Raw genomic sequence first — 22,008 nt, forward strand, 5'->3', positions numbered from 1 at the left:
CAAAACGAGTGGTTTGACGGAAGCAATAGACCTAACGTCTGTGCACTAACGGCAGTGCCAGAACAAGGTAGGAGGAATTTAATTATTCGGCAGGGGCAGGTTGCGGCGGTCATTCCAGTGGAAGAATAGCCAAAATAAAATCTGCAGACGTCACGGCACAATCCAATCTCCATCGACAATCGGGTGCATGGACCCCTGCTGTGCGAAGCGCACAATATAGCCGCCCTTAGAAGCAAATCGCTGGCCGGGTGCCAGTCCTAGTCGAGGATAATAACCATTGACCAGGCGCCTGCTTAACATCGCCTCAACTTGCTCGACTAAATAGTCGCGCACAAAGCTATCCAGCATATCTCCGAGACTTTCTGACAAAATCTGGCATGCCAGATAAGTGTCGGCCTGCACCCGTTCGCTCACGATCGGAATATTACGTATTTTGAACCATCCTAACGGAAAGTTCATCCTGACTTTCCGCACCTCCGGTAAATCGAACGGATAGGTCATCCGTGCGTTTTCACGCCATGCAGGCGGCAGTGGCGCATTTTCCAGTAGCGCCATGACGCCGGACAAAAATAATGATTGCCCCGGTTCCGCGTTGGAGGGCAACAACGCGAGATCGGGTGGACGCAACCACAACACCAACACATCGCCAGCCGCCACGCTATTGACAGCTTTGGCTAGCTCCGCCGCATCACCCGAGATATGTAGGATGCGAGAGGTCGACTGCCATCCTGCACCTTTCAAGTCGTCTGCAAGTGCAGCGGCCGCTTGCGGTCCGATGTCTCCCTTCCGAAAGACCTGAACCAAGCGCCGCCGCGCCGTTGTGCCGTAGTTATTACGCAGACGATATGCCAACAATTCGGCTTCCAGCAGCACCCCTTTGGAAAAATATATCGTATAAAAATCGTTCTCGGTATTGACCGGCATGTCGACATTGGGCATCAGACAGGGAATCGCCTCGCGCTCGCAAAATCGGTGAATCGGCGCCCAGGTTGTCCCGCCCAACCCTGAGACAATTGCAAAGACCGGCTCCGCAATCATGCGTGCATGCAATTGCTGTTCCCATGTCTCCGGCGCGCCGGTGAGTTCCCATACATGTAGTTGCCATTTGCGGGAGACCCGATACATAACACCCTTGTCGCTTTTCATGCGCTGAAAGCCACCGCGAATAAATTCATTTTTATCGCGGAAAAAGCGTTCTAGCACATCCAGCATACCCTGCCGCTTTACCGGATCGGCATCGGGTGTGATGATGGTTGCAAAGTGCAGCGTATCTTCGGTGACGCCCGGCACCGCTTCGCTTGAAAGGACTTTTAAATAGTCGATCAGGGCGGCCGTAGTTACCTCGTCGAATACGAAGCGCGGCATCAGCGCATTGAGCGGCTTCCCATCGCGGCCTATGCCATTCCGGATCGCATTGGCGAGCGTCGCATCGGTGTACGGTTCACGCTTTGGAATAAAACCTGCCCCATAGCGAAAGTCGATATCCTCCGGCCGGTTACCATGTGGCCTGAACAAATAACGGCCGGCAATAGGTGGAATGACGAACTTTCCTTCCGTGGTACCAAACCCGCTGCGGCGATGGCAATTGACGCAAGCGGCTTCGGCACCCTCTACCGATCCGTTAGCGCCCCACTCCGCGTGTACCATCTGGCCTGAAGGCAGAATACCCCCGCGGTATAGCCGCAGTGCTGCATCGGTACCGGTTAAGGGCTCTGCCAAAGTATTCGATACAGCCAGCACGAACAACATTACTATCATGAGCGGAATAAATCCCGCCAGTCTTCGTCCGACCCACAATCGCTGTGCAATCGCCAGGTTGCCTGCCACAATGCGCCCCTTTACTTGACAGCGACCAGATTGCGGTAGGCGTTGAGTAGATCGGCCGCAGAAGAAAAGCCATCGATACGCAGCCAAGGTTTTCCCGGAGCACTGCGCAATAAGGTCACTGGATTATGGTTCATTTTATCGCCCCGATAGACATCAAACGCACGTTGGGTGGCGATACTGGCTTCAACGCTGCCGGTGTAGTGATTCCATTCCGAATCAGCGCCGAATTTTTGTGCATACTTTTGCAATCGCGCTGGCGTATCCTCTTCAGGATCTATCGATATAGAGACAAGATGAACCTTGTACTTATCACTGCCCAAAGCCGTTTGCAATTGTGAAAACGTTTGGCTAGTCAGAGGACAAACCGTCGTACAAGTAGTGTAAATAAAGTTCAAAATAACCGGCCGCCCGTCATTTAACTCGTCAGCCAACGAGACCGTCTTACCATCCTGCCGTACCAAATTTACCTTCGGCAAACTATAGTCGACAACTGCCTGCGACGACTCGGTCGACATAGGATGATGATGATGTGCATGCGCGTCCATATTTACGGCGAACGCACTGGTCGACACCAGTACAGTCGAAAAAAATAACGGACCACAGATTATTTTGGTAAGGCGCATGTTGATTTCTCCGAATAGACGTACAAACATAGGGTTATGCGGTGGGCTGCTCTTTCCGTCAGCCGGCGCTTCCGGGTTGGATATCAAGACCGCCATCAGGATCGCTCTCCGCGATAATATTTCAGCACCTTTGGTACATAATTGCGCGTCTCGTTATAGGGAGGTACACGATAACCGGCGCGGATCACGGCATTCTCTCCTGCGTTATATCCTGCCAGCGCCAGTTCGATATCACCGTCGAAGAGTGTTAATAACCAACGCAGGTACTGCGCGCCCGCTTTCAGGTTTTCGCGCGGATCAAGCAGATTTTTGACACCGAAGCGAAGACCGGTGTCCGGCATCAATTGCATCAACCCGCGTGCGCCTTTGCGCGATATGGCTTGGGCGTTATAGCCGGACTCGGCTCTGATCACTGCATGCAGTAGAAGGGGGTCCAGACCGTACTCCTTTGCCGAATCTTCTACTAGCGCTTTGAGGACCAATGGAATAGAAAAAATAATGTCCCGGCGTGGATGAGATTTCTGCGACTTGGCCTCAGCCAATATTGGGCCGGGAACGACGATCGTTGGTGTATCGCCAGAGCTAAAGTTAGACAGGACTAAGGTTCCCTCGGCATTTACACCCGAATAGACTTGCGCAATCGACGGGCATGAAAAAAATAACGCACCTGCGCCAAACATAAAGAGTAAAACCCGTAGGATCAAGATTGTCATTTTTTTAGCCTCACATGTATGTATAGGCTATTGCGCTGCCAATTGATCTACCCATCATCCCTTTTTATCCATGGGTATAACTCACCAAAATTGCTCAGTAGGGGTTTCACCAGAGCCAAAAATATTTCCGGCAACCTTCCCCCCCGGGAGGGAGGGTAAGTACTACTTTTAGTGGGTATACCCGCACTTACTCGTTGACAAAAAGATATTATAAATTACAATAAAACTTGCAATAAACACAAAACAACTTAGACCCACTCTGCTTAAGCCTGCTGTCTGTTTCCGCCCAGAAAACTTTTATATATGGACGTGATGGCTGGTCTCAATAGCGCGGGATCTTCGGTTCAGGGAGAAGGATAATGACCCGTAACGTCACCTATGGCGCGAAGTCGCTCACGCCTATACCTATCAGCCGGTACGCCGCATTTACCCTGCTTGAACTGCTGGTGGTGATCCTTATCATCGGCTTGCTGGCGGCTATTGTTACCCCCCGCTATTTTGAGCAACTCGGCAAATCGAATACCAAAATCACCCGTGTTCAAATCCATTCTCTCGGTAAAGCACTAGATCAATATCGTCTGGATGTCGGGCATTTTCCCAGCACCGAACAGGGATTAAAGTCACTGTTCACCAAGCCTAACGATGAAGAAAAATGGCAAGGTCCGTATCTGGTCAGGGCCGTTCCGCCTGATCCGTGGGGCCGCGAATTTATCTATAAATCTCCGGGTGATCATGATGGCTACGACATCAGTTCGTTAGGCGCCGACGGACAGGTAGGGGGGACTGGTGAAAACACTGACGTGGGCTCCTGGATGGCTCAATAGAGGCCCAACTTCACCAGCAGCGCAATGAGTACAAGGAGGACCTGATGGACGATGCGCGTACCCTTGAATTTGAGGTTGTGGGAGTAGCGGAAGCCGGTGCCATCCGCATCTTGCGGATTCCTGCGGCTGATGCAGATCTCGCCACGCAACTCGCCCAACGCGAGGGCTTGCGCGTGCTCTCTTGCAAGCCGCGTTCCGCTGGTTTTTTTGGGGCCGGAAAAACATCCAAACCCAATACTGTGCGTTTGGACATAGCGCTATTCGCCCACGAGCTTGGCGCCCTCCTTGACGCCGGTTTGGGTATCATCGACGGCATCGAAACCCTGGCTGAGAAGGAACGATCCTCTGAAACCAGCCGCGTACTTGCGCGCCTGGTACGCGCATTGAAAGAAGGACGAAATTTTTCCGCTGCGATGCGCGACAGGCTGGACGTTTTCCCGCAACTACTGATTGCAAGCATCGCTGCCAGCGAGCAAACCGGCGATATGGCAGCCGCATTGCGCCGCTACTCAAGTAATTTCGAAACTTTGCGGGGAATTCGCTCAAAAGCGGTAGGCGCCGCAGTGTATCCGTTGATGCTGCTCGGAGTCGGTGGAGTGGTTGTGTTATTTTTATTGGGTTTCGTCGTCCCTAAATTCTCGACATTGATTGAGAGTTCGCGGGGAGAAATTCCGTTCGCTTCAATGATGCTGATTAACGTCGGAAAAACGATTAATTTACATCCCCAAATCATGGGCGGTACTTTTATCTGCATGTTGCTGTCGCTGATATGGGCGATCCGACGTGCAGCTCGCGCCCACTGGAATCTGCCGATTTTAGAAAAACTCCCATTCATCGGCATATTGATTCGGATGTTTCGACATGCGCAGTTTTACCGTACTAGCAGCATGTTAATCGAGGGCGGTATCTCCGCTGTCAGGGCATTTGAAATGTGCAGTTCACTGCTTAGTCCCGGCGATAACAAACAACTTTTGCTTGCCGTCGTTGCGATGCGCGAGGGCTGCGCAATCGGGCCGGCACTACAACGCGTAGGGCTGGCAGACCCGGTGGCGTTACGCATGCTAACGGTAGCGCAGCGTACCGGACAGTTGGCAGAAATTTTAGCGCGGATTGCGTCCTTCAAGGAAAACACCTTGGCACGTTCGATTGAGGTTGCTACGCGCTTGTTTGAACCAGTGTTGATGCTACTTATCGGTCTTATCATCGGTGCCATAGTCGTGCTGATGTATTTACCGATTTTCGACATCGCATCAAGTTTACAGTGAACCTTATAGGATCATTTATGCAAAACGAATCCCTCTCACTCACGCGTGTCCTGGATGCAGATTTCATCAGCGATATCCAGCAACAATCGAACGCTGCGTTAAATACTATTGAGCGCATCGAAGCTACTTTCGGCACCGATTCGGACGCTTATCTGCAAGCAGCTGCGACGTACTTCCGGATGCAACCGATCACGCTCGATACCATGCGTCTGATGAAGCCGGACTTCGCGCTGATTTCCTTTGTCGAGGCCAGCAAGCGGCTATGTCTGGCATTTTCCGACGTCAATGATGAATTGATTCTGGTGATGGCCGATCCACTAGATGTACGCACCCGTGCTTGGATCTATGCGAAGCTGCGCAACCGCAGCCAGCAATCTTTGCACTGGGGTATCGCCACCATTTTAGATGTACGTTCCTATCTTATTTCAATGGAAAAATCGGTACGTGCCATGGATTCGATCGGGATATCCGACGCTACGACCACCAATGACAGTAACGCCCTCACCATCTCGATTGAAGGTATCAGTAGCACCGAAAGTCGCATCGTCCGCTTAGTCAACTCAACGATTTACGATGCGTTGCGTGCAGGTGCAAGTGATATTCATCTAGAAACCCAAGCGCATGGCATGAACATCAAATACCGTCTCGATGGCGTGCTGACCATGATCAAGCAGGTAGATGGCAGCGACACTTCAGAGCAAGTACTGTCGCGCGTAAAAGTCATTTCCGAACTAGACATTGCAGAGCGGCGGATTCCGCAGGATGGTCGTTTCAAGGTGCTGGTAGAGGGTCGGGAAATCGATCTCAGGGTCTCGATTATGCCGAATTTGTTCGGCGAGGATGCGGTATTGCGCATACTGGATAGATACCATCTAGCAGGCGAACGCAAAGCATTGAGCCTGGAAACACTTGGGTTTTCTGAACCGGCTATGGCATTTGTCAGACGACTGTCGGCTTTGCCGTATGGCCTGCTGTTGGTCACCGGTCCTACCGGCAGCGGTAAGACCACAACCGTGTATGCCGCTATCTCTGAAATCAATACCGGCCTGGACAAGATCGTTACCATTGAAGACCCGGTCGAGTACCAGTTAGCCGGCGTATTGCAAATCCCCGTCAACGAGAAAAAAGGTCTTACCTTCGCCCGCGGACTGCGCTCGATTCTGCGCCACGATCCTGACAAGATTATGGTGGGTGAGATTCGTGATCCGGAAACAGCCCAGATTGCGGTGCAGGCCGCGCTGACCGGGCACCAAGTATTTACGACCGTCCATGCCAATAATGTATTTGATGTCATTGGACGATTTGCCAATATGGGGGTTGACTCATACAGCTTCGTGTCGGCACTGAACGGTATTCTGGCCCAGCGTCTGGTGCGTATTAACTGTCCGATGTGCTCAGTCCCGGACACTCCGTCTGCAGAACTAATTGCACGCTCCGGACTGACGGACATTGCGTTCGCATCCGTTGACTTCAAGCGCGGGCTGGGATGCGGACATTGCCGTGGAACAGGCTTCAAGGGACGACGTGCCATCGCCGAAACTTTGGCGCTGGACGATATCCTGCGCGACCTGATGGGTGAACGCGCAGCGTTATCCAGAATCAAGCACGCTGCCAGGCAAGCAGGACTCAGAACGCTGCGTGAAGCTGCGGTCGATTTAGCCACCCAAGGTTTGACTACTCTCGAGGAGATCAATCGTGTTACACCTGTGGAATAAAACGGCTACGCTGGTGATCGATACCGATCAAGTTAGGGCGAAAATTGGCCCTCTTGAAAACCTCATCGTGGAAGTCGCGGGAAGCGTAACCGATATGCCCTATGGCGTGGCCCGCTCCGAGCATCTCAGCGCGGCTATAAAAGAGGCACTGGCCGATCTGACGACCAAAGTTAAACGACCATTTCACGCGGTCAACGTCGTGATCGCCGACACTCTGGTGTTTTACGATGTGCTGGAGATCGATGCCCGCATCATCTCATCAGTTGAATTACAGCGGCTAGCTGGATTGAGCTTGGCCGATACCCTTGGGCTGGATGCGGCTGATCTGATGCTGCGCTGCTCGATTCAAAAAGGTGGTCTGAGCGTAGTAATGTGCGGTATTCCTATCCCGATACTTGACGCTATCAAGCATGCGATACAACAGGCCGGATATACCTTAAATCGGGTAGAACCCGCATTCGCAGAATTTTTAAATTGCCGCGCCACGCTGCTGACCCAACCGAATGCGATGGTGGCTAAACTGCGCCATCATTCATTGACACTAGGATTAATACGAGAAGGGAAATGGCAGGCCTTCGCGAACGAACGTTTGTCGCGGCCGGTGTGGACAGAGTTGCGCGATAGCTGCGATGCTTTTTGCAGTCGGGTAGGAATCCCGGATCCGCATCTGTTACCGATATTATTCGACGCCGATATCGAACAAATTCCGACTGATGCAACCGGTCGCTGGCAACCGTTACTACTCACAACGACGCTGTCGTAGGAGTCATTATTGTGTCCTCATTTTATCGTCTTCATTTGAACTTCGGGGCGCCGCAGCGAGCTACGCAACCATTCGCAATAGCCTTGTTATCCGTCGGTTTTTTAGCCAGCGGATACGGGGTACTACAGTTAAGTTCGGCCTATACGAATCGCCAAAATCAAATGATGGAAAGCGATGCATTGACGCTTCGCAAGAGCGCTTTCCAACAAAGTGACGAGACCCCCACGAAGGTTTCAGCAGTCCAACTTCAGCGCTTTCGTAATGCTGCGCTAGTGGTGAATGAATTGCGGATGCCGTGGGATGATTTACTCCAGATACTAGAGTCAGCGCCGATGGAACAGATTGCGCTACTGTCGATTGAACCGATCGCCTCGCGCCACCAGCTGCGGCTTTCTGCGGAAGCGCGCAACGTGTCGACGATGCTGGATTATTTGGTCTATCTACAGCGCCAACCCTCATTGCATCAAGTGATTCTGAGTTCGCATCAGGTCCAGCGTCAGATACCGGGATCGCCAGTGCGCTTTCAGATACAAGCCCGTTGGAGCGAGAAATGAACATCTCATCCGCTTTGGTCACCGCCAATTATGCTTTAACCCGTCGATTGGGAATGAAGGGGCTGATCGGGCTTGTCCTGATCATTTTTACTTTACTGGCAGTGCTAGTGGTTACGCCACGTTTGCAACAAACTACACGCCGTCTGCAATTGCAAACCGCAGTGCAACAGAAGGCCTTGAATCGTGACCGTCGGATCAAGAAAGTGGCGCCAAAATCAATTGATCAGCTTGCACAATTCAATGACTGGTTTCCCACTATTAATCAGAATGCTGGCGATCTACGGCGCGTTTTGGACGAAGCAAGCAAAGCAAAACTTGACATTAACAAAGGAGATTATCAAATCTCGACTGAAGCAAGTACCGAATTTATCAAGTACGAGATCGTATTTCCGGTCAAAGCCAACTACAGCACGCTGCGCAGTTTTGTCGCAGGAGTACTCAATGCGGTACCGAATGCCTCACTTGCGGAACTCCACATGGAACGCCCTGCGGCAAGTAACGACATGCTTGATGCCCGCATTCACTTCACACTTTTTTATCGAGGAGCATGATATGCGAGTCGACATTCCCCGCCCCCGGATAGTGTTGCTGCTGATTGTCGGCATGCTGACGGCATATTTGGCAAACCATTTTCGCAGTGGCCCAGGTGAGGCCACGATAGTGGAACCACTCAGTCGCACGCATGCCAAGGTTGCATCTGATCCGCATACCGGATCATCATCTTCATCGACCTCATCGCTTGTGCTGCCTAAGCGTGCCGATCTGGATCAGGTCTCAAAAAATAATTTATTCGCAGCTACCGACTGGACCCCTCCACTGCCACCGCCACCGGCACCGCCAAAGGCTGCACCAGCGCCACCACCGCAAGCGCCGCCGATGCCTTACCGTTTTGTAGGGATGTTGGAGGATCGCACCAAACCGGCCGCCTTTCTCGCCAAGGGAGAAGCGCTTCTGATCGTCTCCGCTGGCGATACCATTGATGGCAACTACCACGTTGACACAGTCAGTTCCAAGGAAATCGCACTGACGTATCTGCCGTTAAATCAGAAACAAGTCATCCGAATCCAAGGAGAACTCTAGTGATCCACCTCAAAACCAACAACATCCGTCTGCACCGCGCACTATTACCGTTGCTGATCGCAGCTGCGCTCGCAGGATGCGCGGCGCAACGGCTTAACAAGGACGGACAAAGGCAGATGCAAGAAGGCCGATATGAACAAGGACTGGTAAGCCTGCGACAAGCGAGTCTGTTAGAACCGGATAATTTGCGTTATCGCCGTGATTATCTGGATCGCCTGGATGATGAGACCAAAAATTTGAACCAGCGTGGGGAGGCTTTGCGTTTAGCCGGTGACTTCACCGGTGCGCATTATGCTTTTCTGACGGCGCTCAATCTCGATCAATCGAATGAGCGTTCACGTCGCGGCATAGTTGATGTGGCGCGGGATGTCCGCCATAGCGATATTCTTGCAGATGCCGATAAATTGACCGCTGCCGGGAAGCTCGATGCTGCTAAGGATCGCATCCGGGTCGTTTTGCTGAGCGACCCGGCGAATAAACGCGCCAATGAGGCAATGCGCAAGATAGATGACCAACTGGATGCCCAGCACCGTGCAAAAGAGGCGGTGATCGTGAGCCAGTCAATATTAAAAAAACCGGTCACACTACAATTTCGGGATGCCAATTTGCGTATGGTGTTTGAGGCACTCTCACGTACGACAGGTCTGAATGTCATCTTCGACCGCGATGTCAGAGCTGATTTAAAAACCACTATATTTGTCCGCGACGGCTCCATCGAAGATACCGTCGATTTAATTTTGCTGCAAAACCAGCTTGAAAAAAGAATTCTTAACGCCAACACGATGTTCATTTATCCGGCGATAGCGACAAAGCAAAAAGAGTATCAAGAACTCAAAGTACGTACCTTCCAGATTTCCAACGGTGATGCAAAATATATTCAGGGGATGCTGAAGAGCGTGCTGAAGATCAAGGAAGTACAGGTCGACGAGCATACGAACACGCTGGTACTGCGCGACACGCCAGAAGCATTGTCGGTCGCGGCGCGGGTAATTGCAGCCCATGATCTTCCCGATGCAGAGGTAATGCTTGAAGTCGAAGTACTTGAAATTTCGCGTGATCGACTTTCCAACCTTGGCATCGTATGGCCTGACAACTTCAACGTGTCGACCCCAACCGATGTAAATGGTGGCGCGTTGACATTGGGTGCATTGAAACGTCTTTCTTCCAACAGCTTGCTCACAACGCCGCTCCAAGCCGGATTGAATCTCAAACTTCAGGACACCGACGCCAATCTTCTTGCGAGTCCGCGCATTCGTGTGCGCGAGCACGAAAAAGCGAAAATACTCATCGGCGATAAAGTCCCTATCATTACCAATACGGTAACACCGGTGTCAACCGGTACGCCAGTGATCACCGGCTCCGTTCAATACATTGATGTCGGTATAAAGCTTGAGGCTGAACCGCATGTCTACGCTGAAGGGGACGTCGGGATCAAATTAAATCTTGAAGTCAGCAATATCGTCAAAGAAATTTCGGGTCCTGGTGGCTCGTTGGCATATCAAATTGGCACACGAATGGTTTCTACCAGTCTGCGACTGCATGATGGAGAGACCCAGATATTAGGTGGGCTGATCAGCGATTCGGATCGTAATACCGCAGCCAAAGTGCCAGGAATTGGTCAGCTTCCGATACTTGGCCGCTTGTTCTCAAACAACAATGGCAACCATACCAAAACTGAAATCGTACTGTCGATCACGCCGCGTATTTTACGGGCGAAAGGGATTGCTGAAGATACCATGGCCGATGTCTGGTCTGGGACGGAAGGCACCATTCGAGAAAATCCGTTACGTCTGGACCCTATTTCAAGTGTCAGCGCAAGTCCAAATAGTCCCGCAGCGAATAGCGCTGCCCGGATCGAACCCATGCCGCTAACCTTGCCCGCCAAGCCGATTGAGACAGTCAGCAATGCTGTTCCAGCCGGGTCCGAAATAGTCGTTGCGGTACCCGTCCCACCGGCGCCAAAAGAACCAGCTATTTTGACCCCCACGATTATCCCGACATCTGCCCTTCCTCCGGAAAGTGCAATCGTCCAGCCCGCCCTGCCCGGCGGCACTGAGGTGGCGGCTAAAACCAGCATGACGAAGATCGATGGCGACAATAATCCTGACGCCGCTTCAACCAGCGTAGGCATACCAGTCAGCGTGGCCGCTATCATTCCGGCGGCAACTGGCGCTAGCCCAAAAATTATCTTGAGTTCGCCTGACAATGTCAAAGCCGGAGAACGGTTCAACGTGACCCTGAGCGGTGAAAATTTCGACAATATTCATGCCCTGCCGCTTTCCATTCAGTACGATGCGGTGGTCCTGACATTGGTCGAAGTTACGCTGGGGGAATTTAGCATTCGCTCCCATGTTGGTAACGTTGCCCCCTCCATCAATCAGCCTGCGGGCCGCGCCAGTATGCTGCTGACAGCTGATCAAGCAGCATCGTTCATGGGGTCTGGTGAATTACTCAATCTTGGATTTGTCGCGAAATTATCACGCAAGCGGACCCAGGTCTTGGTGGCAAAAGTCGATGTCAATGATGGGCATACTTTACTCACTATACCGCGCCCTCAGCCACTTACATTAGCCGTCAATCCTTAACAGCGGTTTGGGAGATAAGACTTTACCTGCGTTGACTTTATAGAAGAAGTTGACGCCTGTGAATACTGATAAGCGATGATCCTGAATATGTATCTTTAAGGTGCTATCGATGAATACTTTAAATTACCAGCAGATAAAGCGCGCTTCGGTTTGGCGGCTGAGGGCGCAGCCTTGGAGATGGTTGGCCAGCGCAATATATTCGTTATGTTCGCTATGTTCCCGATCCGCTCTAAGCTACCTTCCGCGGCCAACGAGGCAAGCAGGTGATGGAGCTCGCTCAACCATCGCAATTTGCCGAGTATCTGCGCGCGGGTTCACGCTGATTGAGTTGGTCGTCACGCTCGCGTTGGTGGGGGTAGTGGCACTGGTCGTTCTACCACTATATGAAATTTCATCCGTGCGGGTGAAGGAAACCGAATTAAAACTTGCCCTTCATCAAATTCGCGGCGCACTTGATGCCTACAAAAGAGCCTCAGATAATGGCCAGATTCCTAAAGCTACGGGTGAATCTGGCTATCCACCGACTCTGGAAATGTTAGTAAATGGCGTGGAAAATCCTTCTGATATCAAACATGGGCGGTTAATCTTTCTGCGCAGTGTTCCGCGTGATCCATTTTTTTTAGATGCGACACTGCCAGCCGCCCAAACCTGGATGCTACGCAGTTATGGGAGTCCGCCTGAGGCGCCGCAACCGGGCGAAGATATCTTTGATGTTGCCTCTTTATCGCCTCGCAGGGGGCTTAACGGCATTTACTATAAGGATTGGTGATCATGAAACGTGTGCCTTCCATCCCTGCCTACTCCCGCAACAAGGCCTTTACCCTCATCGAGATGGTCATCGTCATGGCCCTCATCGGCCTGCTCCTTACCCTGGCCGTGCCACGATATTTCACGGCACTGGAAAACGGAAAAATCAAGGTTCAGCAGCAAAACCTAGCCTCAATACGTGATGCGATCGATAAATTTTATGGCGATCAGGGCCACTATCCTGAAACGCTTGATACGTTGGTGCAAAGCCGTTACCTGCGCAGCGTTCCGATCGATCCATTGACCGAAAAGAGCAATTGGACGATTGTGGCGCCTGTGGATACAGTATCCAGTAGGGAACCGAACCCTGCAACGGGCACAGATGCAAACGGGAATAGTGGAGGAATAAGTGGCGTTTATGACGTACATAGCGCCGCAGAGGTAAGTGATGCAAAATAAATATCTAACCACCCGACCCAGTCGCGGTATTGTATTACTTGCGTTGCTATTAACGCTGGCACTAATGGGGATTGCTCTGATGGGGGCCGTTAGCTGGTGGTCTCTGGAACGCCAGCGTGAAAACGAAGAAGACCTGCTTTTTATCGGTAATCAATATAGGCTAGCGATTGAACGGTATTACTATGCAACCCCTGGCAATGCCAAGGCGTTGCCGATGCGTTTGGATGAGCTGATTGAAGACCAGAGATTTCCCATACCTGTGCGGCATTTACGCCGCCTCTACCTCGACCCGATGACGGGCGAGCCGTTTGAATTAATCCATATCGGGGAACAGATTCATGGTGTGGCGAGCACATCGCAGAAAAAGGCCATTAAACGAAGCGGTTTTTTTCCACCCTACACAGCGTTCGAAGGCATAGAAACATACGATCAGTGGAAGTTTTTATTCACCCCGCCGCGAGGCAGAAAAGCAATATCTGTCACACCGAAAGTAGCAGCAAAACAAGAAAAAAATCAGGGAGTAAAACCATGAGCCATCGCGTCTTAATCGTTGAAAATCATAATTTATTACGAGAAGGCCTCCGATCCATGATCATGCGACTGCCCAACTATGAAGTTGTTGGTACAGCGCGGGACGGCAAGGAGGCAATACAGAATGCTGTTCTTTTGCAACCCGATCTGATTTTAATGGATCTGTCCATGCCTGGCATCAATGGGATTGAAGCTACTGCACAAATAAAACGACGCCTGCCTAACATCCGTATCCTTGCGCTAACAGGATATAAAACCGACGAATACGTACGCGAGGCGTTTCGGGCCGGGGCGGATGGCTATGCACTCAAAGATTCTTCGTATGAAGAATTTATTGGTGCGATGCATACCGTCGTTACGGGGAAAAAATTCATCTGTCCAGACTTGTCTGTGCACCTGATCGATATTATTTTACGCGGCGACGCAGAGCCAGCAACCGTTGCCCCGTGGAGTACACTGACCTCCCGTGAACGCAGCATTATTAAGCTAATCGCGGAAGGTCGTACGAATCGCTTGGCTGCTGAGTTTCTTAACATCAGCTCTAAGACAGTCGAAAAGCATCGGGCCAATTTGATGCACAAACTTGGGCTTAAGAATGCAACAGAACTTGTGCTATTTGCGTTGAATATGGGATTAATTGAAAACAAAAACGAACCCAAGACTGTAGTAATCTCGGATTAGCTAATCGCACAACCACTCGAGTATAGGCAGACTCCCTATCCACTGCCGCGAATAGCTTCCATTGATCACTAAATGGATAAGATGTTCCCGCGCCAGTCCGCTTTACTTTATAAACTAAGGATGTATTACTAATCTCTTCATAATTAACGCCAATATACAGTGGCCCTTTTTCGTATTCGGCCGCCAAATGCATATTGTTATTGCCACTAACCTCCGGCAACGGTGTGCCGCCGCCAACAGCTACTCTCGCAAACGCCCCCTGGATTTTGAACCCGCTCATATCTGGCGAAAAAATGCCAATCGCATTGTCCACTCGGGGACTGCACCGAACATATCTTTTGGCGTGCGGTTCATTTACTGTAGACACCATCATCCACTCCGCAACGCGCACAATAGACGCCGCTCACGGACCGCTTACGATGAATGGATACATGCTTCCCAGCACTAAGCAATTGATAATTTGTTAGATAAAGGTATCCGTGATTTCCTTGTTATGTAACGATTTTTATGTTGGATTTTGGTAAATCCCCGACAAAGTCGAGGATTACCTTATGGATGGCTACAAGCGTTGAGGTTATTGATAAATGCGGCAGTTCCCCACAGTGAAGCTATCCATCGAACTGGTACTGTTCAAATTAAAACTTGTGCCGCAGACCGATACCTACACCGTTGCGCGTTGAGGCGGCATTGGCGCTGCCGGCTCCGAGGCTGGCGCCGGCAAACGGCATGACCCCGTTGACATCCTGGATTTCACCGCCGGACAGGGACGTGCGGTCGATTTCAACGTAGATATCTGTGCGCTTGGAGAAATTGTAATCAGCAACCGCATAGAGGGTCGAGACCCTGCCGCTGTCGCCTGCGGACGAAACGTTTTTAATCGAATCACTCATGTAGCCGAGGATAAAGCTAGCAGCCGGTGTAGCCTGATACAAGACGCCTGCAGTCCACACGCTATCGGTACGCTTGAGCGAATTGCCTGCGTTGGAAAGCAAGGTGGTATTGGCAAGTGCCCCGCCACTATTGGACGCTGCCTTGGCAAAACCAGGATCACGCTTAGCGTTGAAGTATTGCACGTACAGGGTCGCTGGACCAGCAACATACGATCCGCCCAAGCCGGCGACCTTGAGCACCGCAGAGTTGGCATCCTTCGATTGCTGATAAACGCCGCCGATGCTCAACGGGCCTTGCGTATAACTCAGTGCGGCGCCGCTTGTTGCGCCAATGCTGGTTTGCCCGGCCCTCTCTCCGACCGAGTATTGAAGTTCAGCCGTGACCGGGCCAAAGCTCTTGGTGTACTTCAACGTGTTGTCAAAGCGGGTGCCATAATAGAAGGAGGCCCATTCGTTTTCGTTGAAGTTACCAATCCCCAAAGGATCGTAGTTGCTCAGTAGGTCATTGGCAATACCATATTGGCGCCCAAGGTCGAGCTCACCCCAACTCTTGTCCTTTAGACCGACAAATGCCTGACGGCCGAAGATCTGCCCTTGCTGGTCAATCGCGCCATTGTTGCTCTGGAAACCGTTTTCAAGTTTAAACACGGCGGAGGTCCCTCCACCCAGGTCTTCCTCTCCCTTAAATCCAACACGCGAACCCTGAAAAGCCCCTTCGGTCATCGCCGTCTGGCTGCCTAATTTACCGTTTGATGTCACCTGATTATTTGTGTAACGGATGGCAGTATCGATCACGCCATACATCGTGACGTTCGTTTGCGCAAATGCCGTAGAGGATAATGTGCCCATTACGGACAGTGTTAATATTGTTTTTTTCATTGAATAACCCTGGATATAAGTTATAAAAAATTTTTCAGAAGCGAGACACAATGCGCACTAATGCGCACTTCTTCCACGCTTTAATTCCCCACACCTTTGCATGAGCGTTTCAAACGCTCTCTACCAGAATGACGTCAAATTATCTTCATAAGTATCCTCGTGAGAATTCTAAAAATAAGAAACTAAGGTAATTGGAACGACTTGAATTTGATGTATTTTTTGATCAATATCAGACTGAATTTTCAGAGAAGATATGAAAGCAGCCCTTCTATGAACTACACCAGAATCAAGCAGCCACTGATGTAACGTCAGACGGACTGATGGCGCATGCACCCTCCCTTGGGCGAAAGTTGAAATACTGTTTGATCATCTCATCGGTGATATGCGGATCGCAGTTACGCCCGCCTGTAAGCGACGTGCCCCACTTCGTTCAGTCGACAATTACTTTCGCAATGGCCTCAGCGACGTACTCGACGTTTCGGCTATTAATGCCGGCGACGCAAATACGACCGGAGCGAACCAGATAGATACCAAATTCATCCCGCAAACGGTCGACCTGATCTGCAGAAAGTCCTGTGTAGCTAAACATGCCTCGCTGCTTCAGGAGGTACTGCAGATCCCAACCCGCAAGCCTGCTTGATAATGCATAGAAAAGCTTCTGACGCATCGTCTTGATCCGAACCCGCATGGCGGTAACCTCAGCCTCCCATTCTTCGCGTAGCAAAGGATCCAGAAGCACGCGAGCGACAATCTGCCCCCCGTGGTTTGGTGGGCTCGAATAATTCGTTCCTACCGTGCACTTCAACTGTCCAAGAACGCGCGCGGCTTCCGATTTGTCTGCGCAGACTACCGACAGGCTGCCGCATCGTTCACTATAGAAGGAAAGATTTTTGGAAAAAGAATTGCTAACGAGGAATCGCGCACCAGTTTGCGCCATCGCACGGATTACAAACGCATCTTCGTCAAGGCCGTCGCCAAAGCCCTGGTACGCCATATCAAGGAATGAAATCAGTTTACGATCGAGCACGACTGAGAGAATTTCTTCCCATTGATTATTAGAAAGGTCCGCGCCCGTCGGATTATGACAACAGGGCTGAAGGAGAATCACGGTTTGTTCAGGCATGCTCTTGAGCGCCGCAAGCATGTCGTCGAAACGAACACTGGCTGTAACCGGATCGTAATAGGGGTACGTCCTGACCTTAAATCCTGCACCCTCAAATATCGCATGATGGCTGCCCCAGGTTGGATCGGATAGCCATACCTCACTGTCGGGGAAGTAGCGTTTTAGAAAATCGGCGCCGACCTTTAGCGCACCAGAGCCTCCAACCGTTTGAATGGTGGCAATGCGACCGGAGGTTACCGCCTCATGCGACGCGCCGAACACCATGTCTTGAACGGCCTCTCGATACGCAGCAATTCCCTCCATCGGAAGATACGGCCGAGCATGGACCTCCAAAGCCAGCGCCGCTTCCGCCTTTGCAACTACCGGCAACAAGGGAATGCGCCCATCCTCATCATGGTAAAGACCAATCCCTAGGTTGATTTTGTGGGAGCGGGGGTCCTTCTGCAATGCATCAGTTAGGCCAAAGACGGGATCTCCAGCATAGGAAGCTATGTGGTCAAACATACTGTTTCTTTCCTTGAATTTGTTCAGACCTGAGTAGCCTGAAATGATAAAACGATGAACGCAACCCAAGCATCAGTTGCTCCTGAGACAAGCCCAGATTACGATTGGAACCCATGCAAAGAAACCGGCGAAAGAGAGGCGTTCCGTTCCTGTGCACGCGTCTTCCACTTCGTAAGCTTCACCATCCTGAGAACGGGCTCCGCGAGGGCCATCCGCCATCAATTGCTAGGGATGCATGCGGGCACCGTCGGTGATCTTGTCAACCCGCTTCTTGCTGTCTCGCAAGGCGACGCCGACGATGCGAGCGTCCTCCTTCCCGAACTTGGCGAACACCGCTCGGTTTGCCCCATCGTGTCCCGTCGTAAACATCTCTTCGGTATAGGCGGATGTAGTTACCCCTTTTTCGATCGCTCGCCGGTGGATCGTGCGCAGCGTGTCGGCATTGGCCGCCATGCAAATGATCGGCTGGCGGCACAACCGGTTGTAGACCTGACCGTCGGCATCTACGTAGGGCTCGCCCATGATGTCCGGGTGCTGCGCGGCAATGCCACTGACCAGAAATGCCGTGACGTTTAGCTTCTGCCAGACAGGCAGATCCTCTAGCACGACAACGGCAATCTTCGTGTCGAATCGGACGACTTCAGTGGCTTCAGTGGCTTCGGATGGGAGGTTGGTTTTCATTGTTGACATAAAAAGTGATGTGGAAGATTAAAGGGACTCGCGGTCGCCGCCGAACGACTTCTTCAATACGACGGCTTGGTAACGCGCGGGCGAAACTGCTCGTCAAACGCCTCCAGCGATGGCATCGGAAGAGTGGGCCTCCGGTCGACTACGCGCATCTCGCGATCGAGCTGGTCCAGCATAGCGCCACGCGCCTGGTCATCGACATAGGGTACGTGGTGGGCATAGAACGGTTCGCACACGTCGAACCCCACGTATCCGAGGGTTCCCTGGAGCAGATGTCTCAGCATGCCGTTGAGTTCGCCATGGATAGCTTCTGGCCCGAACATGTGGCTTTGGCCTCCGAGCGAAGTGACCACCATCGCGCGCTTGCCTACCATACCGCCCTGGTCGTAGATACGGCGGCCGCCGAAGAAGGTACCCGAGAGGAAGACCCGGTCGACCCAGCCTTTGAGTTGCGCGGGCATCGAATACCAGAACAACGGGAAGACCAGCACCAGGAGTTCTGCATCGACGATCTTCTCAACCTCCGCGGCGATGTCCTTCGCGATGGTTTTGTGTTGCCAGCCATGCCGCTGCTCAAGGCTGTACACGAGATGGTCGGAGCGTTCGCGCTGGCCGAAGTCTGCGGCGGAAGCCACAGGGTTGAACTGGCTCGCGTGAAGGTCGCTTAGAGTGACCTGCCAGCCCGATTCACTCAGGGCGTGACATACTGTGTCGCGCATCGACCCGACGAACGACTTCGGCTCCGGATGGCAGTACACTACATGCACTTTTTTCATACTTCGGCCTCGTTATCAGTTGGGTTGACCGCTGCTGCGGCGCAACACTGTCTCGTTGATGGCAGCGATTTCCGCGTCGATCTGCGCCGTGTAGCCACCAGCGGGATGCAGCCAGCTTTTGATTTGACGCAAGGCATGAGCATCTTTGGCGGCGAGCATCCGTGCGCGCTGCCAAGCTGTCACCCGAACTTGGTCAGCTTCGGCAAGCTCGGTGACCAGGCCCCACTCATGCGCTTGCTTCCCTGTGAACGGCTCGCCGCCCATCAGTAGGCACCGTGCACGCTGGAGCCCGATGGCGCGCGCAAGCAGTATGCTGCTCGCGGCCTCGGGCGCGATGGCGAGGTCGACAAAGGGCAATCGCAGCGCAGCATCGGGGCTGCAAATCACCCAATCGGCATGAAGCATCCAAGTCACCCCGATACCTGCGGCGCTGCCATGCACCGCGAGCACTAGCGGCTTGCGTAGTTCGGCGATGGCATGCAGGAAACGCGGCACCGGGTCGCCGCGACCCTGCGGCCACTCGGCAAAAGCTTGAAGATCGTGGCCTGCGCAGAAGGCCTGACCGGTACCCGTCACGAGGACGGCCTTGACATCTTCCCGGGACTCGGCAAGCGCCAGGGATTCGGCAAGTGCTACGAACATGGGCATCGTGAGCGCATTGCGCTTGTCGGGACGATTGATCTCGATGTGGCAGATGCCGCCTTCGAAAGCGCATGCGATCTCCTGTGCCGACGTGGCCGTCACAACTTCTACCGAACTCATGAGGGATCCCCTTCGGGGTTAGTGTCGCTTGCCTCAAGCGCCAGCACCGCCGCCTTGACGTCGGTTTGAAAGCGCTGAAGCGCCTCCAACGGGTAGGGCCGCGAACCGAAGCCGGCCACGAATACGTCGGTCAACTGCTGGGTCGTCTCCTCGAGCGAGGGCTTGCGACCCGATGCGACATAGCCCCACAGCACGTGCTCCATGGCGCCATACACCATGTCTCGCATCAGACGGACGGGAATGTCGCCGCGCAACTCGCCGGTCGCCTGAGCTTCATGCAAGGCGCGCACGAGGGGCGCCGTGTACCGCCGCTTAAATTCCAGGATGACAGCGGAGAACGCCTCGTCGACCGTACGCCCCTCGCCCAACACCAGAGCGCAAAGTCCGGTGCCTTCCCCCATCAGATGCGTAAGGTGCCTGCGAATGACGAACTGCAGGCGCGCACGCATGCCGGGAAGCGCGGGCACGTCACGCTCCAGTTCTGCGCTGATCTCGTCGTACCAGCGGCGAAGCACCTCGATGCACAGTTGCCGCTTGCTGCCGAAGTAGGCAAAGACATTAGCCTCCGAGACACCGGCCTTTTGAGCGATCTCAGCGGTCGTTGCTCGCTCATAGCCTGACGCGACAAACACGGCTTGCGCGGCGACCATCAGGGCTTCGACTGTGCGCTCGGATTTCTGTCCTTTAGCCTTCCGTGTACCAGTCGTAAGAGTAGAAGATGGCATGATACCTCGATCGTTTGTAAGTGACACTCACAATATATATCAAAAGAAGATAAAAGGCAAAATCCTTATAAAAAGCAAGAAAATACTTGCATAAAGCAAATGTCGAATCAAAATAAATGAGTGTAAATCACATTTGGTGATGCCTTGGTTTTGACGACAATCGATGGACGCCAGATGTGCGGCCCGGGCGCACCCCGTCAGGCCCGTAATCGTGGTCAAGCTGCGCAGTCAAGGTCCGCAGGATTTCCTTGAGGTAACCTGAAAAAAACGGACACACGCGTTTGATAAACTGAATTCAAAGGAGTGCAGATGAAAAACGCAAAATAAACAATCTGAACTCGGTTCACGTTCTGGCGTCGAAGTAAATATAGACAACTATTCTGGAGGCATTATGAAACGTCTCTCTATTTTGCTGATGCTAGCCACACTATTGGGCGGGTGCGTCGCAGAACCATGGGGTCCCGGTGGTGGAGACTATTATCACGGCGCTGGCGGCGACCGCGGCCATGATCGAGACCGAGACAGGGATAGAGGTGGAGACGATTATCATCGGCCAGGAGATGGTTACGGCCGCGGTGATAGCTATCATTAGGACGTTTTTTTTGCGTTGCCGCCCTTCACAAAAGTTATATTATGTTGGGCGGCAATGTTGATGGAAACCCTAAAATCGCCACTTTCTACCCAGTTCTTCCAGCCCAGCTTTCTTCAAGTCTTCTGGCGACATGACTATTTTTAACTCCACATTGGCGTTAAAAGTCAGAAAGAATGGTTCAGCAATCATAGGAATTTTTGAAGAGTCGTCGACATCGACGATTAACAGGGCAGATCGTTGCCCATGTTGCTCGGTGAAATAAACTGCTTCCGGTTTTAACTCTTCTAGAATCTGGCCTATTTTCTGACCAGCAGATCCATCCCTGACAGAGTTACTAAATTCAGCATTAGGAAATTTGACATTCAGTAGCATTCGCATCATTACCTCCTGGATTGGTGTGTTTGTGCGGTCACTGGCTTTAATGCGTTTCTGTGAAGCGTATTTCCATTCTAGGATTTCTTGATTATTTCGCTAGTTGGCAATTCACTTATTTTCACAACTTTTGAGAGTTGACCAGCTTGCCCAGAATGCTGCAATGCATTGACATTGTTAAGTGAAAAATGTTTTCCATCTTCCCACCCGTCATCCGATTGCCATACGTGAAAAAGCCCGCTAGATACTGCGGGCTTCTGAATTGGTGCTGGTATGTTTCCCGACCGCCAGCCCCGGTAGTGCGAATAAAACGCAGGCAAGGCTGCATAAT

General features: G+C 52.1%; 24 protein-coding genes. 13 read left to right on the forward strand and 11 right to left on the reverse strand.

The features are described from left to right. Window positions 1–150 precede the first annotated feature (150 nt). From ACXX82_RS05775 to ACXX82_RS05785, 3 genes are all read right to left on the reverse strand, one after another. On the reverse strand, window positions 151–1,827 hold the full coding sequence (locus tag ACXX82_RS05775; protein WP_458562595.1) for a cytochrome C: 1,677 nt from the start codon (window positions 1,825–1,827) through the stop codon (window positions 151–153). An 11-nt stretch (window positions 1,828–1,838) separates the two neighbouring features. Then, window positions 1,839–2,450, reverse strand: coding sequence for an SCO family protein (locus ACXX82_RS05780; RefSeq protein ID WP_416348519.1), 612 nt, complete (start codon window positions 2,448–2,450; stop codon window positions 1,839–1,841). Between the two features lie 95 nt (window positions 2,451–2,545). Next, window positions 2,546–3,163 carry a lytic transglycosylase domain-containing protein gene (locus ACXX82_RS05785; RefSeq protein WP_322232657.1) on the reverse strand — a complete coding sequence of 206 codons (618 nt, stop codon included), beginning with the start codon at window positions 3,161–3,163 and terminating at the stop codon, window positions 2,546–2,548. 359 nt (window positions 3,164–3,522) lie between these two features. On the opposite strand from ACXX82_RS05785, the gene gspG reads away from it, so the two are divergent. The 12 genes from gspG to ACXX82_RS05845 all read left to right on the forward strand — a co-directional run bounded on the left by gspG (window position 3,523) and on the right by ACXX82_RS05845 (window position 14,367). Beyond that, window positions 3,523–3,987, forward strand: coding sequence for a type II secretion system major pseudopilin GspG (gene gspG / locus ACXX82_RS05790; RefSeq protein WP_322232659.1), 465 nt, complete (start codon window positions 3,523–3,525; stop codon window positions 3,985–3,987). Window positions 3,988–4,031: 44 nt separating this feature from the next. Continuing rightward, on the forward strand, window positions 4,032–5,252 hold the full coding sequence (locus tag ACXX82_RS05795; protein WP_458562596.1) for a type II secretion system F family protein: 1,221 nt from the start codon (window positions 4,032–4,034) through the stop codon (window positions 5,250–5,252). Window positions 5,253–5,269: 17 nt separating this feature from the next. After that, a complete protein-coding gene (locus ACXX82_RS05800) occupies window positions 5,270–6,967 on the forward strand; it encodes a GspE/PulE family protein (RefSeq protein ID WP_322232663.1) in 1,698 nt (565 codons plus the stop codon). Further along, window positions 6,948–7,730: a hypothetical protein gene (locus ACXX82_RS05805; protein ID WP_322232664.1), complete on the forward strand. Its 783-nt coding sequence runs from the start codon at window positions 6,948–6,950 to the stop codon at window positions 7,728–7,730. Before ACXX82_RS05800 ends, ACXX82_RS05805 begins: the two co-directional genes overlap by 20 nt. A gap of 11 nt (window positions 7,731–7,741) precedes the next feature. Beyond that, on the forward strand, window positions 7,742–8,284 hold the full coding sequence (locus ACXX82_RS05810; protein ID WP_322232666.1) for a hypothetical protein: 543 nt from the start codon (window positions 7,742–7,744) through the stop codon (window positions 8,282–8,284). Next, window positions 8,281–8,835, forward strand: coding sequence for a hypothetical protein (locus ACXX82_RS05815; protein WP_322232668.1), 555 nt, complete (start codon window positions 8,281–8,283; stop codon window positions 8,833–8,835). Before ACXX82_RS05810 ends, ACXX82_RS05815 begins: the two co-directional genes overlap by 4 nt. A gap of 1 nt (window position 8,836) precedes the next feature. Continuing rightward, window positions 8,837–9,364 carry a secretion system X translation initiation factor gene (locus tag ACXX82_RS05820; RefSeq protein WP_322232670.1) on the forward strand — a complete coding sequence of 176 codons (528 nt, stop codon included), beginning with the start codon at window positions 8,837–8,839 and terminating at the stop codon, window positions 9,362–9,364. Further along, the gene (locus ACXX82_RS05825) at window positions 9,364–11,949 is read left to right on the forward strand and encodes a secretin GspD/PilQ domain-containing protein (protein WP_458562597.1); all 2,586 of its coding nucleotides are present in this window, start codon (window positions 9,364–9,366) and stop codon (window positions 11,947–11,949) included. The genes ACXX82_RS05820 and ACXX82_RS05825 overlap by 1 nt, the downstream gene beginning before the upstream one ends. 289 nt (window positions 11,950–12,238) lie before the next feature. Then, window positions 12,239–12,718: a type II secretion system protein gene (locus ACXX82_RS05830; RefSeq protein WP_458563962.1), complete on the forward strand. Its 480-nt coding sequence runs from the start codon at window positions 12,239–12,241 to the stop codon at window positions 12,716–12,718. 2 nt (window positions 12,719–12,720) lie between these two features. Then, on the forward strand, window positions 12,721–13,155 hold the full coding sequence (locus tag ACXX82_RS05835; RefSeq protein ID WP_322232676.1) for a type II secretion system protein: 435 nt from the start codon (window positions 12,721–12,723) through the stop codon (window positions 13,153–13,155). Then, window positions 13,142–13,687 carry a type II secretion system protein gene (locus ACXX82_RS05840; protein ID WP_458562598.1) on the forward strand — a complete coding sequence of 182 codons (546 nt, stop codon included), beginning with the start codon at window positions 13,142–13,144 and terminating at the stop codon, window positions 13,685–13,687. Before ACXX82_RS05835 ends, ACXX82_RS05840 begins: the two co-directional genes overlap by 14 nt. Continuing rightward, window positions 13,684–14,367, forward strand: coding sequence for a response regulator (locus tag ACXX82_RS05845; protein ID WP_458562599.1), 684 nt, complete (start codon window positions 13,684–13,686; stop codon window positions 14,365–14,367). The genes ACXX82_RS05840 and ACXX82_RS05845 overlap by 4 nt, the downstream gene beginning before the upstream one ends. On the opposite strand, the gene ACXX82_RS05850 is transcribed toward ACXX82_RS05845, so the two are convergent. The 7 genes from ACXX82_RS05850 to ACXX82_RS05880 all read right to left on the reverse strand — a co-directional run bounded on the left by ACXX82_RS05850 (window position 14,276) and on the right by ACXX82_RS05880 (window position 20,713). Beyond that, window positions 14,276–14,740 carry a porin gene (locus tag ACXX82_RS05850; protein ID WP_416186778.1) on the reverse strand — a complete coding sequence of 155 codons (465 nt, stop codon included), beginning with the start codon at window positions 14,738–14,740 and terminating at the stop codon, window positions 14,276–14,278. The genes ACXX82_RS05845 and ACXX82_RS05850 overlap by 92 nt on opposite strands. Window positions 14,741–15,002: 262 nt before the next feature. Then, a complete protein-coding gene (locus tag ACXX82_RS05855; RefSeq protein WP_458562600.1) occupies window positions 15,003–16,136 on the reverse strand; it encodes a porin in 1,134 nt (377 codons plus the stop codon). Between the two features lie 430 nt (window positions 16,137–16,566). Then, a complete protein-coding gene (locus ACXX82_RS05860) occupies window positions 16,567–17,763 on the reverse strand; it encodes an amino acid aminotransferase (RefSeq protein ID WP_322232688.1) in 1,197 nt (398 codons plus the stop codon). A 225-nt stretch (window positions 17,764–17,988) separates the two neighbouring features. Continuing rightward, window positions 17,989–18,444, reverse strand: a complete 456-nt coding sequence (locus ACXX82_RS05865) for a DUF2000 family protein (protein WP_322232690.1) — start codon at window positions 18,442–18,444, stop codon at window positions 17,989–17,991. A 62-nt stretch (window positions 18,445–18,506) separates the two neighbouring features. After that, a complete protein-coding gene (locus ACXX82_RS05870) occupies window positions 18,507–19,226 on the reverse strand; it encodes an NAD(P)H-dependent oxidoreductase (RefSeq protein ID WP_322232692.1) in 720 nt (239 codons plus the stop codon). A 15-nt stretch (window positions 19,227–19,241) separates the two neighbouring features. After that, window positions 19,242–19,988: an enoyl-CoA hydratase-related protein gene (locus ACXX82_RS05875; RefSeq protein ID WP_322232694.1), complete on the reverse strand. Its 747-nt coding sequence runs from the start codon at window positions 19,986–19,988 to the stop codon at window positions 19,242–19,244. Beyond that, entirely contained in the window at window positions 19,985–20,713 is a 729-nt protein-coding gene (locus ACXX82_RS05880; RefSeq protein WP_322232696.1) for a TetR/AcrR family transcriptional regulator, read from the reverse strand. Before ACXX82_RS05880 ends, ACXX82_RS05875 begins: the two co-directional genes overlap by 4 nt. 391 nt (window positions 20,714–21,104) lie before the next feature. On the opposite strand from ACXX82_RS05880, the gene ACXX82_RS05885 reads away from it, so the two are divergent. Beyond that, window positions 21,105–21,305: a hypothetical protein gene (locus ACXX82_RS05885; protein ID WP_322232698.1), complete on the forward strand. Its 201-nt coding sequence runs from the start codon at window positions 21,105–21,107 to the stop codon at window positions 21,303–21,305. Between the two features lie 69 nt (window positions 21,306–21,374). Here the strand turns inward: ACXX82_RS05885 and ACXX82_RS05890 are convergent, their stop codons facing one another. Beyond that, complete coding sequence (locus ACXX82_RS05890; RefSeq protein ID WP_458563963.1) at window positions 21,375–21,683, reverse strand: panthothenate synthetase; 309 nt, start codon at window positions 21,681–21,683, stop codon at window positions 21,375–21,377. Window positions 21,684–22,008: the final 325 nt, after the last annotated feature.

The organism is Glaciimonas sp. GNP009 (genome assembly GCF_054343755.1).

What these genes read in the sequence shown, in the direction of transcription:
- ACXX82_RS05780 (WP_416348519.1), bottom strand. Translation starts at nt 2,450, where the DNA reads ATGCGCCTTACCAAAATAATCTGTGGTCCGTTATTTTTTTCGACTGTA.
- ACXX82_RS05785 (WP_322232657.1), bottom strand. Translation starts at nt 3,163, where the DNA reads ATGACAATCTTGATCCTACGGGTTTTACTCTTTATGTTTGGCGCAGGT.
- gspG (WP_322232659.1), top strand. Translation starts at nt 3,523, where the DNA reads ATGACCCGTAACGTCACCTATGGCGCGAAGTCGCTCACGCCTATACCT.
- ACXX82_RS05795 (WP_458562596.1), top strand. Translation starts at nt 4,032, where the DNA reads ATGGACGATGCGCGTACCCTTGAATTTGAGGTTGTGGGAGTAGCGGAA.
- ACXX82_RS05800 (WP_322232663.1), top strand. Translation starts at nt 5,270, where the DNA reads ATGCAAAACGAATCCCTCTCACTCACGCGTGTCCTGGATGCAGATTTC.
- ACXX82_RS05815 (WP_322232668.1), top strand. Translation starts at nt 8,281, where the DNA reads ATGAACATCTCATCCGCTTTGGTCACCGCCAATTATGCTTTAACCCGT.
- ACXX82_RS05820 (WP_322232670.1), top strand. Translation starts at nt 8,837, where the DNA reads ATGCGAGTCGACATTCCCCGCCCCCGGATAGTGTTGCTGCTGATTGTC.
- ACXX82_RS05835 (WP_322232676.1), top strand. Translation starts at nt 12,721, where the DNA reads ATGAAACGTGTGCCTTCCATCCCTGCCTACTCCCGCAACAAGGCCTTT.
- ACXX82_RS05845 (WP_458562599.1), top strand. Translation starts at nt 13,684, where the DNA reads ATGAGCCATCGCGTCTTAATCGTTGAAAATCATAATTTATTACGAGAA.
- ACXX82_RS05850 (WP_416186778.1), bottom strand. Translation starts at nt 14,740, where the DNA reads ATGATGGTGTCTACAGTAAATGAACCGCACGCCAAAAGATATGTTCGG.
- ACXX82_RS05855 (WP_458562600.1), bottom strand. Translation starts at nt 16,136, where the DNA reads ATGAAAAAAACAATATTAACACTGTCCGTAATGGGCACATTATCCTCT.
- ACXX82_RS05860 (WP_322232688.1), bottom strand. Translation starts at nt 17,763, where the DNA reads ATGTTTGACCACATAGCTTCCTATGCTGGAGATCCCGTCTTTGGCCTA.
- ACXX82_RS05865 (WP_322232690.1), bottom strand. Translation starts at nt 18,444, where the DNA reads ATGAAAACCAACCTCCCATCCGAAGCCACTGAAGCCACTGAAGTCGTC.
- ACXX82_RS05870 (WP_322232692.1), bottom strand. Translation starts at nt 19,226, where the DNA reads ATGAAAAAAGTGCATGTAGTGTACTGCCATCCGGAGCCGAAGTCGTTC.
- ACXX82_RS05875 (WP_322232694.1), bottom strand. Translation starts at nt 19,988, where the DNA reads ATGAGTTCGGTAGAAGTTGTGACGGCCACGTCGGCACAGGAGATCGCA.
- ACXX82_RS05880 (WP_322232696.1), bottom strand. Translation starts at nt 20,713, where the DNA reads ATGCCATCTTCTACTCTTACGACTGGTACACGGAAGGCTAAAGGACAG.
- ACXX82_RS05885 (WP_322232698.1), top strand. Translation starts at nt 21,105, where the DNA reads ATGAAACGTCTCTCTATTTTGCTGATGCTAGCCACACTATTGGGCGGG.
- ACXX82_RS05890 (WP_458563963.1), bottom strand. Translation starts at nt 21,683, where the DNA reads ATGCGAATGCTACTGAATGTCAAATTTCCTAATGCTGAATTTAGTAAC.